Genomic DNA, 16,658 nt, shown 5'->3' with positions numbered 1-16,658 from the left:
GGAGCATCATGACGTCTGCCGTGCGCGCCCTGGACCTGATCATCTGCGTCACCCCTTTCGGAGAACCCGATGCCAGGATCGCCGCGGCGGCCTCCCGGGCCGGCGGACTCGGCGTCCTGGACCTGGGAGCCGGCGACCGAAGAACACGTGAGGCGCTGGCCCGCCTGAGACGGATGGCCCCCGGGCCGTACGGGGTGCGGGTGGCCGCGCACTGCCGGATGCGGCCCGAAGACCTCCCCGGCCCCGGCCCGACGGGTCCGGGTCAGGAGCGTGCGGGCGCACCGGACACCGTGGTACTGGCGCCGGACGCGCCGTGGCACGTGGATGAGATCGCCGCCGGCCACCGTGTTCTGGTCGAGGTGACGGATCTGGCCGCGGCCCGCGAGGCGATCCGTGCCGGGGCGCACGGACTGATCGCCCGGGGCGGCGAGAGCGGCGGCCGGATCGGCGGCCTCAGTACCTTCGTACTCCTCCAACAGCTGCTGGCCGAACCGGACTTGGACGTGCCGGTGTGGGCCTGCGGCGGTATCGGGCCGCGTACGGCGGCGGCCGCCGTGGCCGGCGGGGCGGCCGGGGTGGTGCTCGACGGCCAACTGGCCCTGCTGGCCGAGTCCGAGCTGCCCGAGGCGACGGCCGCGGCACTGCGTTTCCTGGACGGCTCGGAGACCGTCGTGGTCGGCGGGCACCGGGTGCTGCGCCGCCGGGGCCCGGACGCGCCGCCCCTCCCGGCCGACGACCCGGCGGCGGTCGCGGCCCGGCTCGGCGCCCAGGACCCGCGCCGTCAGCTGCTGCCGGTGGGACAGGACGGCTTCCTCGCGGCTCGTTTCGCCGAGCGATGGCGGGACGTGGGCGGCACGGTACGCGGGCTCACGGCGGCCGTGCGGGAGGCGTTGACGCAGGGCCCGCCGGCCGGCTCCGGTGACGCTTCCGACGCTTCTCCCGCGAGCGCTCCCGGCCGTGCCCTGCTCCCCGGCTCCCCGATGAGCCGGGCCCTCGGCACGCGGCTGCCCCTGGCGCAGGGGCCCATGACCCGGGTCAGTGACCAGGCGGGATTCGCCGCCGCCGTGGCCGACGGGGGCGCGCTGCCGTTCCTGGCGCTGGCCCTCGCGAGCGGCGAGCAGGCCCGCGCGATGCTGGCGGAGACCCGGGCGGTGCTGGCGGGCCGGCCGTGGGGTGTGGGCGTGCTCGGGTTCGCGCCGGAGGACACCAGGAACGCCCAGCTCGAAGCCGTACGGGAACTGCGGCCCAGCCACGCCATCATCGCGGGCGGCCGGCCCGCGCAGGCCGAGGCGCTGGAACGGGCCGGGATACGCACCTTCCTGCACGTGCCCTCGCCCGGTCTGCTCCGGCAGTTCCTGGAGGCCGGGGTCCGCCGGTTCGTGTTCGAGGGCTCGGAGTGCGGCGGCCACGTCGGACCGCGCGCGAGCTTCCCGCTGTGGGAGGCGCAACTCGCCGTCCTGGAGGACTTCCTGGCCGGCGCGGACGACGACACCGCCCGGCGGATCGAGGTGTTCTTCGCGGGCGGCGTGCACGACGAGCGCTCGGCGGCGATGGTCGCCGCGCTCGCCGCACCCCTCACCGCCCGGGGCGCGGCGGTCGGCGTCCTCATGGGCACCGCCTACCTGTTCACGGCGGAGGCGGTCGAACGCGGCGCGATCCAGCCCCTGTTCCAGCGGCAGGTCGTCGCGGCGACCACGACCGCCCTGCTGGAGACCGCCCCCGGCCACGCCACCCGCTGCGTGCCCAGCCCCTTCACCCGCGACTACCGCGACCGGGAGGCCGAGTTGCGCGCCCGGGGCGTGCCGGACCGGCGGATCTGGGAGCAGCTGGAACGGCTCAACGTCGGGCGGCTGCGCATCGCCAGCAAGGGACTGGACCGGCCCGACGGCGGTGAACTCGCGCCGGTGGACGAGCGACGCCAGCTCGCCGAGGGCATGTTCATGGCCGGGGACGTGGCCGTCCTGCGCTCCGCGACCACCACGATCGACATCCTGCACCGCTCGGTCACCGAGGGCGCGGCCGGTTTCCTCGCCGACCGCACGCGGCGGCTGAGCGACCGGCTCGGCACGGACCGGACCGCGCGACCGCAGGCGCCCGCCCCGCTCGACATCGCTGTCATCGGCATGGCCTGCATGTTCCCCCAGGCCCCCGACCTGCCCGCCTTCTGGGCGAACGTCGTCGCCGGGCACGACGCGGTCACGGAGGTCCCGCCCGAGCGCTGGGACCCGGCGGTGCACCACGCCGACGGCAGCACCACGTCCAAATGGGGCGGCTTCCTGCCCCCCATCCCCTTCGACCCGCTGAGCTACGGCATCCCGCCCGCCTCGCTCGGCAGCATCGAGCCGGTCCAGCTGCTGTCGCTGGAGGCGGCCCGGCGCGCACTGGACGACGCCGGATACGGCGACGCGGGCCGGGAGTTCGACCGCACCCGCACCTCCGTCGTCTTCGGCGCTGAGGCGGGCAGCGACCTGTCCAACGCCGCCACGCTGCGCGCCGTACTGCCGTCGTACTACGGAAAGGTGCCGGACGGGCTGGAGGCACAGCTGCCCCGGCTCACCGAGGACTCCTTCCCCGGCATGCTCTCCAACGTCATCTCGGGCCGGATCGCCAACCGCCTCGACCTCGGCGGGGCCAACTACACCGTCGACGCCGCCTGCGCCTCCTCACTGGCCGCGGTCGACGTCGCCTGCAAGGAACTCGTCGCCGGGACCAGCGACGTCGTCCTGTGCGGCGGTGCCGACCTGCACAACGGCATCAACGACTACGTCCTGTTCTCCTCGGTGCACGCGCTCTCCCCGACCGGCCGCTCGCGGGCCTTCGACAGCTCGGCCGACGGCATCGCGCTCGGCGAGGGCGTCGCCTGCGTCGTCCTGAAGCGGCTGGCGGACGCCGAACGCGACGGCGACCGGATCTACGGCGTGATCAAGGGGCTCGGCTCGTCCAGCGACGGCCGCTCCCTCGGCCTGACGGCACCCCGGCCGGAGGGCCAGCGGGCCGCGCTGGAACGGGCGTACCGCAACGCCCGTGTCTCGCCCGCCGACGTCGGTCTCGTCGAGGCCCACGGCACCGGCACCGTGGTCGGGGACCGCACCGAACTCACCATCCTCAGCGAGGTCTTCACCACGGCCGGCGCCGGCGCGGGCGGCTGTTCGCTCGGCTCGGTCAAGTCGCAGATCGGGCACACCAAGTGCGCCGCCGGTCTCGCGGGCCTGATCAAGACCACGCTCGCCCTCTACACCGGCGTCAAGCCGCCCACCCTGCACGTGGAGCGGCCCAACGCGGCCTGGCGGGAAGGAGAGAGTCCCTTCGCCTTCCACACGCGGGCCCGGCCGTGGGCGGCACCGCCCGGGGAACGGGTCGCCGGAGTCAGCGCGTTCGGCTTCGGCGGCACCAACTTCCATGTGGTCCTCAGCGCTCACGGCGACGCCGTACCGCCCGAGCAGGCGCTGGACGCCTGGCCCGCCGAGCTGTTCCTCTTCCGGGGCAGGGACCTCGCGGCGGCCCACCGTGCCATCGGGGAACTGCTCACGGCCGCCGAGGCCGAGGGGCGCCCCTGGCGACTGCGCGACCTCGCGCTGAGCACGGCGCGACGAGCCGACGCCTCCGCGGAACCGGTGCGTGCCGCGATCGTGGCGAGCGACGTCGACGGCCTGATCGGGCAGCTGCGCGGAGCGCTGGCGGGGGAGCACGACCCGGCCGCGGGCATCCATCTGGCGCGGCAGGAGGAGGCCCTCGCCGAGGGCGAGGTCGCCTTCCTCTTCCCCGGCCAGGGCAGCCAGCGCCCCGGCATGCTCGCCGAGGTGTTCCTCGCCTTCCCCGAACTCCAGCGGTTCCTGGAACCGGCGCCCGAGCACGCCCAGCGGATGTATCCGCCCGCCGCCTTCGACGAGGCCGGGCGGGCCCGGCAGCGGGCCGCGCTCACCGACACCCGGGCCGCCCAGCCCGCACTCGGCATCACCGGCCTCGCCGCGCACGCCCTGCTCACCGCCGCCGGCGTACGGCCCGACATGGCGGCCGGACACAGCTACGGCGAACTGGCCGCCCTCTGCGCGGCCGGCGCCCTCGACCCCGAGACGCTGCTGGAGCTCAGCACCGAACGCGCGGCGGCGATCCTGGCCGCGGCGGGCGACGACCCCGGCACCATGGCCGCCGTCGCCGCCGGCGCCGAGGACGTCGAACGAGCCCTGCGCGCCTCGGGCGCACCCGCCACGATCGTCGTCGCCAACCACAACTCGCCCGAGCAGACGGTCATCTCCGGCCCCACCGAGGACATCGCCACCGCCGTACGGCTGCTGCGCGCCGCCGGACACGCCGCCAAGGGCGTCCCGGTCGCCTGCGCCTTCCACAGCCCCCTGGTGGCGGGCGCGGGCGAACGGTTCGCCAAGGTCCTCAAGGACAAGGCCGTACGGGCACCAGAGTTCCCCGTGTGGTCCAACCGCACCGCCGCCCCCTACGACCCGGACCCCGACGCCGTGCGCGCCGGACTCGCCGCGCAGATCGGCGCCCCGGTCGCCTTCGTCCGGCAGATCGAGGCGATGTACGAGGCGGGGGCGCGGATCTTCGTGGAGGCGGGGCCCGGCACGGTCCTCACCCGCCTGGTCCGGCAGATCCTCGGCGACCGCCCGCACCGCACCGTCGCCTGCGAGCCACGCGACGGCGGCGGCCTGCGCGGCTGGCTCGACGCACTCGCCCAACTCGCCGTCTCGGGAAGCCCGGTGCGCACCGCCTGGCTCCTGAGAGGACGCGACGCCGTCGACGCGGTCCGCACACCGGTGCCCAAGCGGCCCGGCTGGACGGTCGACGGACAGCTGGTCCGCACCGCCGCCGGAGACCTCCTCCCCGGCGCGCTCGCACCCGCCCGACGAGTCGTGGAGACGACGGTGACGACGAACCCCCCACACGGTGCCCCGCACGGTGCTCCCGCCGACCGGGACGCGCTGATCTCCGAATTCCTGCGCACCAGCCGGGAGATGATCGCCGCACAGCGAGACGTCCTCCTGACCTACTTCGGCGCGGTACCGGGCGCGTCGATCCCCGCACCCGCGGCCCCCGGCCCGCTGCCGCAGGCCGCACCCGCCGGGCTGTCGCCCGCCGAACTGTCGCCCGCCGGGCTCCCGACGGTCGAAGCCGCCGTGCCCCGGCCGCCGGAGCCCGAGCCCGCCCCCGACAGCGACGCGCCCACGGAGGCCGACGTCCAGCGTGTCGTCCTGGAGATCATCAGCGAACGCACCGGCTACCCCGTCGACATGATCGAGCCCGACCTCGACCTGGAGGCGGACCTGAGCATCGACTCGATCAAACGGGCCGAGATCGCGGGCGAACTCGCCAAGCGGCTCGGCATCGGCGGCGCCACCGACCTCCAGACGGCCCTCGACGACGCCGAGTTGGAGGAGCTCGCCAAGGCGCGGACGGCCGCGGCGGTCACCGACTGGCTCGCGGCGCGGCTCAGCGCGGCCGACGACCGAACCGCGGCCGAACCGGAGACCACCCGGCCCACCCAGGAGCCTTCCGAGATCACCGGCGAGGCCCCGAAGCGGTTCGAGCTCCGCCCGGTGCCCCTCACCGACGGCCCGCCGGACCCCACCACCGTCCTCGCCGGGCAGCGGTTCGCCGTCCTCGGTGACGGCGCCGGCGCGGCCGGGCAGGTCGAGGCACGGCTCACCGGATACGGCGCCCACGTCGTGACCGCCGGCCGGGAGCACCTCCTCACCAAGACGGACGGACCACTGGACGGCGTCCTCTACCTCGGCGCGCTGCCCGGCGCCGACACCCCCGTCCTGCCGGACGCCTACCCCGTACTGCGGGCCGCCCTCGCCCTCGGCCCGCGCCGGCTGCTGGCCGCCCGGCCCGCCGACGGCGCCGCCGCACTGCCCGCGGCCGGGCTGTACGGCCTGTTCCGCACCATCGCCCGCGAGTACCCGGAGACCGTCGCACGGGTCGTCGGCCTCGACGACACCGCCCCGTCCGCCGTCGCCGACGCCCTGCTCGCCGAACTGCTCGCACCGTCGCCGGAGCGGGCCCCGGTCGTCCTGCGCACGGCCGCGGGCCGGCACGGTACGGAACTCGTCGAGACACCCCTCGGCCCGCTCGGCACCACCGGCTCCGGTCCCGCGGGGGACGGCGCCGCCGAGGCCGCCGCGCTGGGCCTCGACCGGGAGTCCGTGGTGCTGCTGGTGGGCGGCGCCCGTGGGATCACCGCCAGGTTCGCGGCCACGCTCGCCTCCGCCTGCCGCTGCCGCATCGAACTGATCGGCAGGACCCCCGCCCCCACCGGCCCCGAGGACCCGCGGACCGCCGCCGCCCGCACCCCGGCCGAACTGCGCGCCGCGCTCGCCGCCCGCGCGGACGGCGGCCCGCTCAAGCCCGCCGAGGTCAACCGTGCCGCCGAACTCCTCCTGGCGCAGCGGGAGATCACCGCGACGCTCGGGGAACTCGCCGCGCTCGGCAGCGACGCCCGCTACCGCTCCGTGGACTTCCGCGACCGGGACGCGGCGCTCCAGGCGGTCAAGGAGATCCACGCCGAGCACGGCCGGCTCGACGGGGTCGTGTTCGCCGCCGGGGTGATCGAGGACCGGCTGATCGCCGAGAAGACCGCCGAGTCCTTCCAGCGGGTGTACGGCACCAAGACCGCCGGAGCGGCGACCCTGCTGGCCGCCCTGGAGGAACTACCCACCGGGCCGGGCTTCGCCGTCCTGTTCGGCAGCGTCTCCGCCGTCCTCGGCAACCGGGGCCAGGCCGACTACGCGGCCGCCAACGACGCCCTGGAGGACCTCGGCGCCGACTGGGCGGCCCGCACCGGCCACCGCGCGCTGACCGTGCACTGGGGCCCGTGGGCGCCCACCGGCGGCCACACCGGCATGGTCAGCCCCGAACTCGGCCGGGAGTACGCCCGGCGCGGGGTCCGGCTCATCGACCCCGAAGAGGGCACCGCGGCCCTGCTGCGGGAACTCGCCTGGGGCGACGAGTCGGCCCGCGCGGTCGTCTACACCGCCTCGGGCTGGTGACATGACCGACATGACGGAGCGTCAAACCCCGGTGGCGATCACGGGAATGGCGGTCCTGCTGCCCGGCGCCGCCGACCTCGACGCCTACTGGCACAACCTGCGCGACGGCGTGGACGCGATCGGCGAGGTGCCCGAGGGCCGCTGGGACGCCGACTACTACCGTCCCTCGGCCGCGACCGGGCCCGCCGTCGCCGACCAGGTGTACTGCCGGCGCGGCGGGTTCGTGGACGGCCTGGCCGAGGTGGAGGTCACCCGGTTCGGCATCATGCCCGCCTCGGTGGCGGGCACCGAGCCGGACCAGCTGATCGCGCTGCACGTGGCCGCCGCCGCGCTCGCCGACGCGGGCGGCGCGGACCGGCTGCCCGACCGGCACCGCGTCGGCGTCGTCCTGGGCCGGGGCGGCTACCTCACCCCCGGCCTGGTCCGGCTCGACCAGCGGGTCCGGACGGCCGGACAACTCGTACGCACCCTGGGCGAGTTGCTGCCCGACCTGACACCGGACCAACTGGGCCGGGTCCGGGAGGCGTTCACCGAACGGCTGGGGCCGCAGAGCCCCGAGTCCGCGATCGGTCTGGTGCCCAACCTGGCGGCCTCCCGCATCGCCAACCGGCTCGACCTGCGCGGCCCCGCCTACACCGTGGACGCGGCCTGCGCCTCCTCGCTGGTCGCCGTCGACCAGGCGGTCGGTGAACTCGCCGCCGGACGCTGCGACCTGATGCTGGCCGGGGGAGTGCACCACTGCCACGACATCACCCTGTGGAGCGTGTTCTCCCAACTGCGCGCCCTCTCCCCGAGCCAGCGCAGCCGCCCCTTCCACCGGGACGCCGACGGCATCCTCATCGGCGAGGGCACGGGCGTGGTCGTCCTCAAGCGTCTCGCCGACGCCGAGCGCGACGGCGACCGCGTCTACGCGGTGATCCGGGGCACGGGCGTGGCCAGCGACGGCCGTACGTCCGGTCTCGTCAACCCCGACCCGGGCGGCCAGGCGCACGCCGTACGCCAGGCCTGGCGGGCCGCCGGCCTCGACCCGGCCGCCCCCGGCGCGGTCGGCCTGCTGGAGGCGCACGGCACCGCCACCCCCGCCGGGGACGCGGCCGAACTGGCCACGCTGGCCGAGGTGTTCGGCCGGGGAGACCCCGGCGCGCCGGACGGTGAGGACCGCGCCGTGCTCGGCTCGGTGAAGTCGATGATCGGCCACACCATGCCCGCCGCGGGAGTGGCCGGCCTCGTCAAGGCCGCCCTGGCCGTCCACCACGGCACGCTCCTGCCCACCCTGCACTGCGACGACCCCCACCCCGCGCTCGCCCGCACCCGCTTCCGGCCCCTCGGGAAGGCGGTGCCCTGGGACACCACCCCGGACCGGCCGGTACGCCGGGCCGCGGTGAACGCGTTCGGCTTCGGCGGGATCAACGCCCACGTGGTGCTGGAGGAGCCTCCCAGCGGGCACACGGCGCCGGCCATGGCGGGAGGCGACCTCCGCGCCCCCGCTCGCGTCGGTGAGCCGGCGGGCCGAGGGGCGGGTGTGGTGGGCGGCTCCGCTGCCGCTGCCGGCACCGTTGGGACCGTGGGAGGCGAGGGCGTCCGTGCCGTCGAGCGCGCCGACCGGCCCGAGGGCTCGGTGCGGGCCGTGGGTGGGCCCCCGCGCACCACCGTCCGGGTCACCGAACCCGAGCGTGTGCTCCTGCTCGCCGCCGACCACCCGGAGGGGCTCGCCGCGCTCCTCGCCCCGGACGACTCCGCCGTACTCGGCTCCGGACTCGACAGCGACCGGACGCACCCCGACGCCGGCCCGGTGCGGCTCGGCATCGTCGATCCGACCGCCAAGCGGCTGGCGCTGGCCCGGCGGGCGGTCGGCAAGGGCCGGGCCTGGCAGGGCCGCAGCGACGTCTGGTTCCGGAGCCGACCGCTCCTCGGGCCCGGCCAGGGGCGACTCGCCTTCGTCTTCCCCGGCCTGGAGGCCGAGTTCACGCCCCGCGTCGACGACATCGCCGCCCACTTCGGCCTGCCCCGGCTTCCCGGGGCCCCGGCCGAGGAACTGCGGGTCGGTGACGTGGGCCGGCACGGTGCCGGTGTCGTCGGCGTGGGCCGGCTCCTCGACGCGGCGCTGCGCAGCATGGGCGTCGTGCCGGACGCGGTGGCCGGTCACAGCGTCGGCGAATGGACCGCGATGGCGGTGGCCGGGCTGTACTCCGGTGCCGAGGTCGACGCGTTCATGGCCGGGTTCGACCCGGACACGGTGACCGTTCCGGGCCTGGCCTTCGGTGCCGTCGGCGCCCCCGCAGCGCAGGTCGCCGCCGCCCTCGCCGACGGCTGGGCGGACGCCGGGATCGTGCTCTCCCACGACAACGCGCCCAGCCAGTCGATGGTGTGTGGGCCGGACACGGCGGTCGGCGAGTTCGTCCGGGCCTTCCGCGCCCGGGGCGTGCTGTGCCAGGTGCTGCCCTTCCGGTCCGGGTTCCACACACCGATGCTGGAGCCCTACCTGGCGCCCATCAAGGAAGCCGCCGACCGCTTCCGGCTCCATCCGCCCACCATCCCCGTCTGGTCCGGGACCACGGCGGCACCCTTCCCGGCGGGCGAGGCCGCCGTGCGCGCACTCTTCCTGCGGCATCTGCTCGAACCCGTCCGCTTCCGCGAGCTCGTCGGAGCCCTGTACGACGCCGGGCACCGCGCCTTCGTCCAGGTGGGCCCCGGCCGGCTCGCCTCCCTGATCGACGACACCCTCGGCGACCGCGATCACCTGGTCGTCGCCGCGAACTCGCCCCACCGCACGGGCCTCGCCCAACTCCGCCGGACGGCGACGGCGTTGTGGACGGCGGGCGCGCCGGTGGCACCGGCACTGCCCCGGCCGGGCGCCCCCGCGCCCGCCGTCCGGCCGCACCGTCCGCCGGTCCGGCTGGACCTGGGCGGTGCGCTGGTGTCCCTCGACGGTCCGGCCCTGACCGCACTGCGCGCGGAGTTGCACGCGACGCCTCCCGCGAGGGAGACACGAGATCTGACCGGCGCCGGCCCGACCCCGGCCGCCGGTCTGCCGTCCCCGCTGGACGCCGTGGCCGAACGCTTTCCGGCCGCCGCCGAACTGAACGCGCTCCTGCGCGACACCGCGCACGCGGCGGCCGAACTCATCGCGACGGGTGGCCATGGACACCACTCGCCCCCGTCTGCGACCGGCGCCAGCCCCGGCACCGCCGTCGACACCCGGGTCCCAGCGGCCACCGGGCAGGCCCCCGCTCGCATGCGAGCGCATGCCAGTCACGCCGAAGGAGGACGCCGCACACCCGCGGTCGCCGACCAGACGGCCGTCCCCCCGGCCACCTGGCGGACCACCGTCCGCGTGTCCCCGGACACCATGCCCCACCTCCTCGACCACTGCTTCTTCCCGCAGCGCCCCGGCTGGCCGGACGTGGCCGACCGGTGGCCGGTCGTCCCGGCGACCACGATCGTGCGGCACATGATGGACGCGGCGGAGCAGGCGTCACCCGGCATGCGGGCGGTCGCCGTGCACGGGGCGCGCTTCGACCGGTGGCTGACCGCCACACCACCCGTCGACGTCCCGGTCACCGTCACCCGCACCCCGGACGACCCGCACCGCCTCGCCGTTTCCTTCGGCCCCACGGCCCGCGCCGTCGTCGAACTGGCCGGCCGGCACCCCGCACCACCCGCGACACGCACGGCCCACCCCACCCCGGAACGCGCCCCCGACCACACCGCCGCGCAGCTCTACACCGAGCGCTGGATGTTCCACGGACCGGCGTTCCAGGGGGTCACCGAGCTCACCGGCATCGGCGACCGGCACGTACGCGGGGTCATCACCACCCCCTCCGCCCCCGGCGCCCTGCTCGACAACGTGGGCCAGATCCTCGGCTACTGGATCATGGCGACCCGGACCGAGCGGACCGTCGTGTTCCCCGTCCAGATGCGGCACATGCGGTTCCACGGACCGCACCCGGCCCCCGGCACGAAGGTCGAGTGCCTGGTGCGGATCACCTCGCTCACCGACACCGTCCTCGAGGCGGACGTGGAACTGACCGTCGCCGGGCGGGTGTGGGCCCTGCTGACCGGCTGGCAGGACCGCCGTTTCGACAACGACCCGCAGACCCGCCCGGTCGAGCGCTTCCCCGAGCGCAACACCCTCTCCGAGCCCCGGCCCGGCGGCTGGTCACTGCTCCACGAGCGGTGGCCGGACCTCGCCTCCCGCGAGCTGATCATGCGCAACTCGCTGGGCGGCCCGGAGCGAGCGGAGTACGCCGAGCACGCGCCGCGCGGCCGCAGGCAGTGGCTGCTCGGCCGGATCGCGGTCAAGGACGCCGTACGGCGATGGCTCTGGGAGCAGGGCGAGGGGCCGGTCTTCCCGGCGGAGATCCGCGTCCGCAACGACGACCTGGGCCGCCCGTACGTCACGGGCGTCCACGGCCGCACCCTGCCCGCGCTGGACGTCTCGCTGGCCCACCGGGCCGAGGCGGGCGTGGCGATCGTACGGCCGCACGAGCCCGGCCCGGGACCCGGCATCGACATCGAAGAGGTCACCGAACGGGACCCGGCGGCCCTCGCCGCCGCCCTCGGCACGGACGAACTCCGGCTGCTGCACACCCTGTCCGAGGCGGGGGACACGGCGCTGTGGTTCACCCGGTTCTGGGCCGCCAAGGAAGCCGTCGCCAAGGCGGAGGGCACCGGATTCGGCGGGCGCCCCCGGGACTTCGCCGTCTTCCACGCGGCACCGGCCGGAGACCGGCTGCTGGTCTCGGGCCGCCTGGAACGCGTCTACACGGTGCGCCTGGCACCGGTCAGCAATCCCCCGGCACTGCCGGCCCGGGACTACGTCGTGGCCTGGACGACGGGACCGGCGGGCGACGACGAAGAGGAGCAGGAGCGATGAATCCCACGGAGCCGACCACCGGGCACGCCGACGAGGAGGTGGTGCTCGCCGAGATCAGGGCGCTGCTCCTGACCCTGCTGGAGGAGTACGGCGACGAGGACCTCGAGATCGGCATGAACACCACGTTCAACCGCGATCTCGAACTGGAGAGCATCGATCTCGTGGCCCTCGCGGGTCTGCTCAAGGAGCACTACGGGAACCGGGTCAACTTCGCCGAGTTCCTGGCCGGCATGGAGTTCGAGGAGATCATCGAGCTCACCGTCGGCAGGCTCGTCGAGCACGTCGTGCAGAGCCTGAAGGCCGCGGAGGCGGGCTGACGGATGGCCATGGTCGACGCCGGCGACATCCGGCTGCACGTGCAGAGAATGGGCCCCGAGGACGGCCGCGCCCCGGTCGCCACCGCCGTGCTCGTGCACGGCCTGCTCACCGACAGCCTGGCCAGCTACTACTTCACGGTGGCCCCGCGGTTCGCGGCGGCGGGCGTCGACGTCGTCATGTACGACCTGCGCGGCCACGGCCGCAGTGAACGACCGCCGGCCGGCTACACCCTCGACCACAACATCGACGACTTGGAGGCGCTGCTCGACCGGCTGGGCATCACCGGCCCCGTCCATCTGGTCGGCAACTCCTACGGCGGCACCATCGCCTTCGGCTACGCCGCCCGCCATCCGGAGCGGGTCGCCAGCCTCGCCCTGATCGAGTCCGAGCCGGCGACCGCGGCCTGGGCGGCGAAGCTGCGCGGCATCCTGGACCGGGTGGTCTCCGAGCTGACCCACAACGAGCCCGACACGATCGCCTGGATCAGCGCCAACCGCGGCCACCACACCGCCCGTCTCGCCCGGGGCGCCGGACGACTGGCCCGGGAGACCACCCTCGGCCGGGACGTCCCTGCCAGCCGGGTGCTCACCGAGCCCGAGATCAGGGCCGTACGCTGCCCCGTCCTCGGCGTCTACGGCGGCGACTCGGACGTGGTGGAACTGCTGCCGCTGAAGGAGGCCCTGCTCGCGGACTTCCGGTCCGTCGTGCTGCCCGGACACGAGCACTCCGTGCTGGTGGAGGCGGCCGGGGCGGTCGGCGGGCACGTCCTGGACCTGATCCGCTCGGCGGGCGCCGAGGCCGTCCGGTGAGCGGGTTCCTGTTCGTCGTACCGCCCCTGGTCGGGCACATCAACCCCACGGTGGGCGTCGCCGTGGGGCTCGCCGCGCGCGGCCACCGGGTGGCCTGGGCGTGCGCCGATCCCGCGCTGGTACGGCGGCTCGCGGGCCCGGAGGCCGTCGTCCTGCCCTGTGCGGGACCCGCCCCGGGCGCGCGCCCGCCGGAGCTGCGGGGGCCGGAGGCGCTGAAGTACCTGTGGGAGGGGTACCTGCTGCCGCTCGCGGACGCGATGGCTCCCGGCGTGCGGGCGGCCGTCGGGGAGTTCCGGCCCGATGTCGTCGTCGCCGACCAGCAGACCTTCGCCGGAGCCCTGGTGGCCGAGCGCCTCGGCCTGCGCTGGGCCACCTCCGCCACCACCTCGGCCGAACTCACCGGCGCCTACGACGGCATCCCCAAGGTCGCCGACTGGCTCCGGGCGAGGCTCGGCGAACTGCGCGCCCGCGTCGGCGACCCGGCCGGTGACACCGACCCGCGCTTCTCGCCCCACCTGCTGTTGGCCTTCAGCACCCCCGAACTCGCCGGCCCGTCCGCCGCCCGGGGCGACCACATCCACTACGTCGGCCCCTCGATCGCCGACCGCCCCGCCACGCCCGGCTTCCCCTGGGAGTGGCTGGATCCCGGCCGGGCCAAGGTCCTGGTGACCCTCGGCACCGCCAACGCCGACGTGGGCGGGCGCTTCCTCGCCGAGTGCGTGAGCGCGCTGCGGGAGCGGGCCGGCACGGTGCAGGCGGTGGTGGCCGATCCCGGCGGCACCCTGCCGAAGTCCGGCGACGACAAGGACGTCCTGGTCCTGCCCTCCGTGCCCCAGCTCCCGCTCCTGGAAGAAGTCGACGCGGTGGTGTGCCACGCCGGGCACAACACCGTCTGCGAGGCCCTCTGGCACGGCGTCCCGCTCGTCGTCGCCCCCATCCGCGACGACCAGCCCGTGGTGGCCGCCCAGGTCGCCGCCGCCGGAGCGGGCGTCCGGGTGCGGTTCGGCCGGGTCACCGCGGCCCGGCTGGGCCCGGCACTCGACGCCGTCCTGCTCGAACCCGCCCACCGCACCGCCGCCGGCCGTGTCCGCGCCGCCTTCCGGGCGGCCGGCGGCGCCCCCGCCGCCGCGGCCCACCTCGAGCGACTGGCCGCCGACGCACGCCCGGAGGAGAGCCGATGAGCAACGAAACGCCAGGCGCAGACCGCGCGGACCGCGCCGCCCGGGTCGCCGCGCTGCGCCCCGCCTACCAGGCCGACCTGGCCGACGGCGTGGACCGCTTCCTCGCGCCCCGCCGCACCACCTGCCCGTGGTGCCGTTCGGACCGTCTGACCACCCGGCTGCGCACCACCGACCTGCTCCAGCACAAGCCGGGCCGCTTCGTCCTCGACCGCTGCGAGGCCTGCGGGCACACCTTCCAGAACCCGGCGCTGAACCAGACGGGCCTGGAGTTCTACTACCGCGACTTCTACGACGGCCTCGGCGAACAGCGCATGGGCGGGACCTTCGGCGGCCGCACCGGCATGTACCGGGGCCGCGCCGAGTCGATGCTGCCGCACGACCCCACCCCGAAGAACTGGCTCGACGTCGGCACCGGCCACGGCCACTTCTGCGCCGCCGCCCGCGAGGTGCTGCCCGGCACGACGTTCGACGGCCTCGACTTCACCGACGGCGTGGAGATCGCCGAACGCGAGGGCCGCGTCGAGCACGGCCACCGCGGCGCCTTCCCGGAGCTCGCCCGCGACCTCACCGCCCGCTACGACGTCGTCAGCATGTTCCACTACCTGGAGCACAGCACCGACCCCGACCGCGAACTGCGCGCCGCCCACCAGGCCGTCCGCCCCGGCGGCCACCTGCTCATCGAGGTCCCCGACCCCGAGAGCCGCTACGCCCGCCTCCTCGGCCGCTGGTGGCTGCCCTGGCTCCAGCCGCAGCACCTGCACCTGGTGCCGGTCGGCAATCTGCGCCGGCGGCTCACCGAGCTGGGCTTCACCGTGGTCGCCGAACAGCACGCCGAGCCGCACGACCCGGTCGACCTGCTCGCCGCCGTCTGGCTGGCCCTGGACCACATCGCGCCGCGCGAGGACGCCCCCTGGCTGCCCGAGCCGCCGGGTGCCCTCCGGCGCGTCCTGCGCACCTCGGTCCTTCTCGCGGGCATACCGGTGTTCCTCGCGGCCACGCTCCTCGACCGTTTCGCGGTACGGCCCCTGTCCCACCGCCTCGGCCTGTCCAACGCCTACCGTCTGGTCGCCCGCCGCGAGTGACCGCCGCGGGTGACCGGCGCTCACCGACCGAACACCCGGCCTGTTCGCGCGCCCGCGCACGCGGGGGCCGCGGCCTCGCAGCCCGCGAAGTGAGGCCGGCACGGCAAGCGCGGGAGAGGTCTGCGACGGCCGTCCGCGACGATGTTGCAGCACCGGCGCCGACCGCCCCCGAGCAGGTGTCCGGGCGGCAGACGCGCCCGCCGCGTCCACGTGACCGGCGCGGGTGACCGGCGCTCACAGCACCTTGGCGCGGATCAGAGCCGACAGCACCAGCGTGCCCGGCAGCAGTGGCAGCCAGTCGGTGAGTACGCGGTAGCCGATCACGGTCGCGGTGGCCGCGGCCACCGGGGCGCCGCATGCCGCGAGGGAGAACACCAGCGCCGCGTCCACCGCGAGACCACCGGGCGCGGGTACGGCCCCGGCGGCGGTGCCCGCGGCCAGGTGGGCGAACACCACCTGGCCCCACGGCACCGCCAGCCCGAGCGCCGCCGCGACCGAGGCGAGCACACAGCCTTGCAGCAGCGGCATCGCGGTGGCCCCGCCCCACAGAGCGAGCACCCGGCCGGGCCGGGTGTGCAACTGCCGCGCGTCGGCCAGGGCGGTGCGCAGCAGCCCCGTCACCGGGCGCCGCAGGGGACGTACGACCGTGACGAGCACGCCCGCCGCCGCGACACCGGTGACCGCCACGGCGAGGACCGGCAGCGGCGGCGGCCCGTCCGGGACGATCACGTCGAGCAGCGGTGTGTCCTGGAAGACCAGCAGGAACACCAGCAGCACCAGCGTCTTCGCGGCGGTCTTAGCCAGCGAGTACAGGGCGATCGAGGCCGTGGCCCGGGCGGGCGGAACGCCCCGCCCGCGCAGGAAGCGCAGGGTCACCAGGTGCGCGCCGATCCCGCCGGGCAGCGCGTGGTTCGCGGCCCCCGCGGCGAACTGCGAGGCCAGCAGCAGCCCCGGAGGCAGCCGGTCCGGCACGGCGCCCTGCCGTACGCACGCGGCGGCGACCCAGCCCAGGCAGGTGCACCCGCCTCCGACCAGCAGCCACCAGGGGTCCGCCCGGGCCAGCCGGACGGCTCCCTCCTGGGCGAGGGAACGATTCGTCAGCCCCCAGACCACCACCAGCAACAGGGGACAGAGGCACAGAGCCAGCCGCAGCGGGCGGGCCGGGGCGGGGGACACCGGGGGCGCGGGCGCGTCGAGCCGGAGGGAGGACACGGCAGGGTGCTTCCCGGCTCGTGTGTCGCCCGGATGTCCGGGAATCGACGCAGCGTCGGCGGATCGGTGCCACGGCCGCGCGCACGGGCGCCACCGTCCGGCGGCGAACCGGTAGCCTTCACAGGGGGCGCGCCGTCGGGTGACGTCCGCAGCAGTGAGGACCGACAGGGGAGGAA

At 75.7% G+C, this 16,658-nt stretch carries 7 protein-coding genes; 6 read left to right on the top strand and 1 reads right to left on the bottom strand.

Going from position 1 to position 16,658, the window contains the following annotated elements:
* Positions 1-8 precede the first annotated feature (8 nt).
* From ABZ915_RS16195 to ABZ915_RS16170, 6 genes are read left to right on the top strand one after another with little or no spacing between them, the layout of a single operon-like run.
* Positions 9-7,004, top strand: a complete 6,996-nt coding sequence (locus ABZ915_RS16195) for an SDR family NAD(P)-dependent oxidoreductase (protein ID WP_361802224.1) — start codon at positions 9-11, stop codon at positions 7,002-7,004.
* A 10-nt stretch (positions 7,005-7,014) separates the two neighbouring features.
* Positions 7,015-11,880, top strand: a complete 4,866-nt coding sequence (locus ABZ915_RS16190) for a beta-ketoacyl synthase N-terminal-like domain-containing protein (RefSeq protein WP_361802221.1) — start codon at positions 7,015-7,017, stop codon at positions 11,878-11,880.
* Entirely contained in the window at positions 11,877-12,197 is a 321-nt protein-coding gene (locus ABZ915_RS16185) for a phosphopantetheine-binding protein (RefSeq protein ID WP_361802218.1), read from the top strand. Before ABZ915_RS16190 ends, ABZ915_RS16185 begins: the two co-directional genes overlap by 4 nt.
* A gap of 3 nt (positions 12,198-12,200) precedes the next feature.
* Positions 12,201-13,007: an alpha/beta fold hydrolase gene (locus tag ABZ915_RS16180; RefSeq protein WP_361802215.1), complete on the top strand. Its 807-nt coding sequence runs from the start codon at positions 12,201-12,203 to the stop codon at positions 13,005-13,007.
* Positions 13,004-14,188 (top strand): glycosyltransferase, encoded by a 1,185-nt coding sequence (locus ABZ915_RS16175; protein WP_361802212.1) that lies wholly within the window; start codon positions 13,004-13,006, stop codon positions 14,186-14,188. Before ABZ915_RS16180 ends, ABZ915_RS16175 begins: the two co-directional genes overlap by 4 nt.
* The gene (locus ABZ915_RS16170) at positions 14,185-15,270 is read left to right on the top strand and encodes a class I SAM-dependent methyltransferase (RefSeq protein WP_361802209.1); all 1,086 of its coding nucleotides are present in this window, start codon (positions 14,185-14,187) and stop codon (positions 15,268-15,270) included. Before ABZ915_RS16175 ends, ABZ915_RS16170 begins: the two co-directional genes overlap by 4 nt.
* A gap of 234 nt (positions 15,271-15,504) precedes the next feature.
* On the opposite strand, the gene ABZ915_RS16165 is transcribed toward ABZ915_RS16170, so the two are convergent.
* A complete protein-coding gene (locus ABZ915_RS16165) occupies positions 15,505-16,482 on the bottom strand; it encodes a lysylphosphatidylglycerol synthase domain-containing protein (RefSeq protein WP_361802206.1) in 978 nt (325 codons plus the stop codon).
* Positions 16,483-16,658: the final 176 nt, after the last annotated feature.

Origin of the sequence: Streptomyces sp. NPDC046915 (assembly GCF_040644935.1) — a bacterium.
Taxonomy (GTDB): Bacteria; Actinomycetota; Actinomycetes; order Streptomycetales; family Streptomycetaceae; genus Streptomyces.
This window is presented reverse-complemented; position numbering and strand designations above follow the sequence as displayed.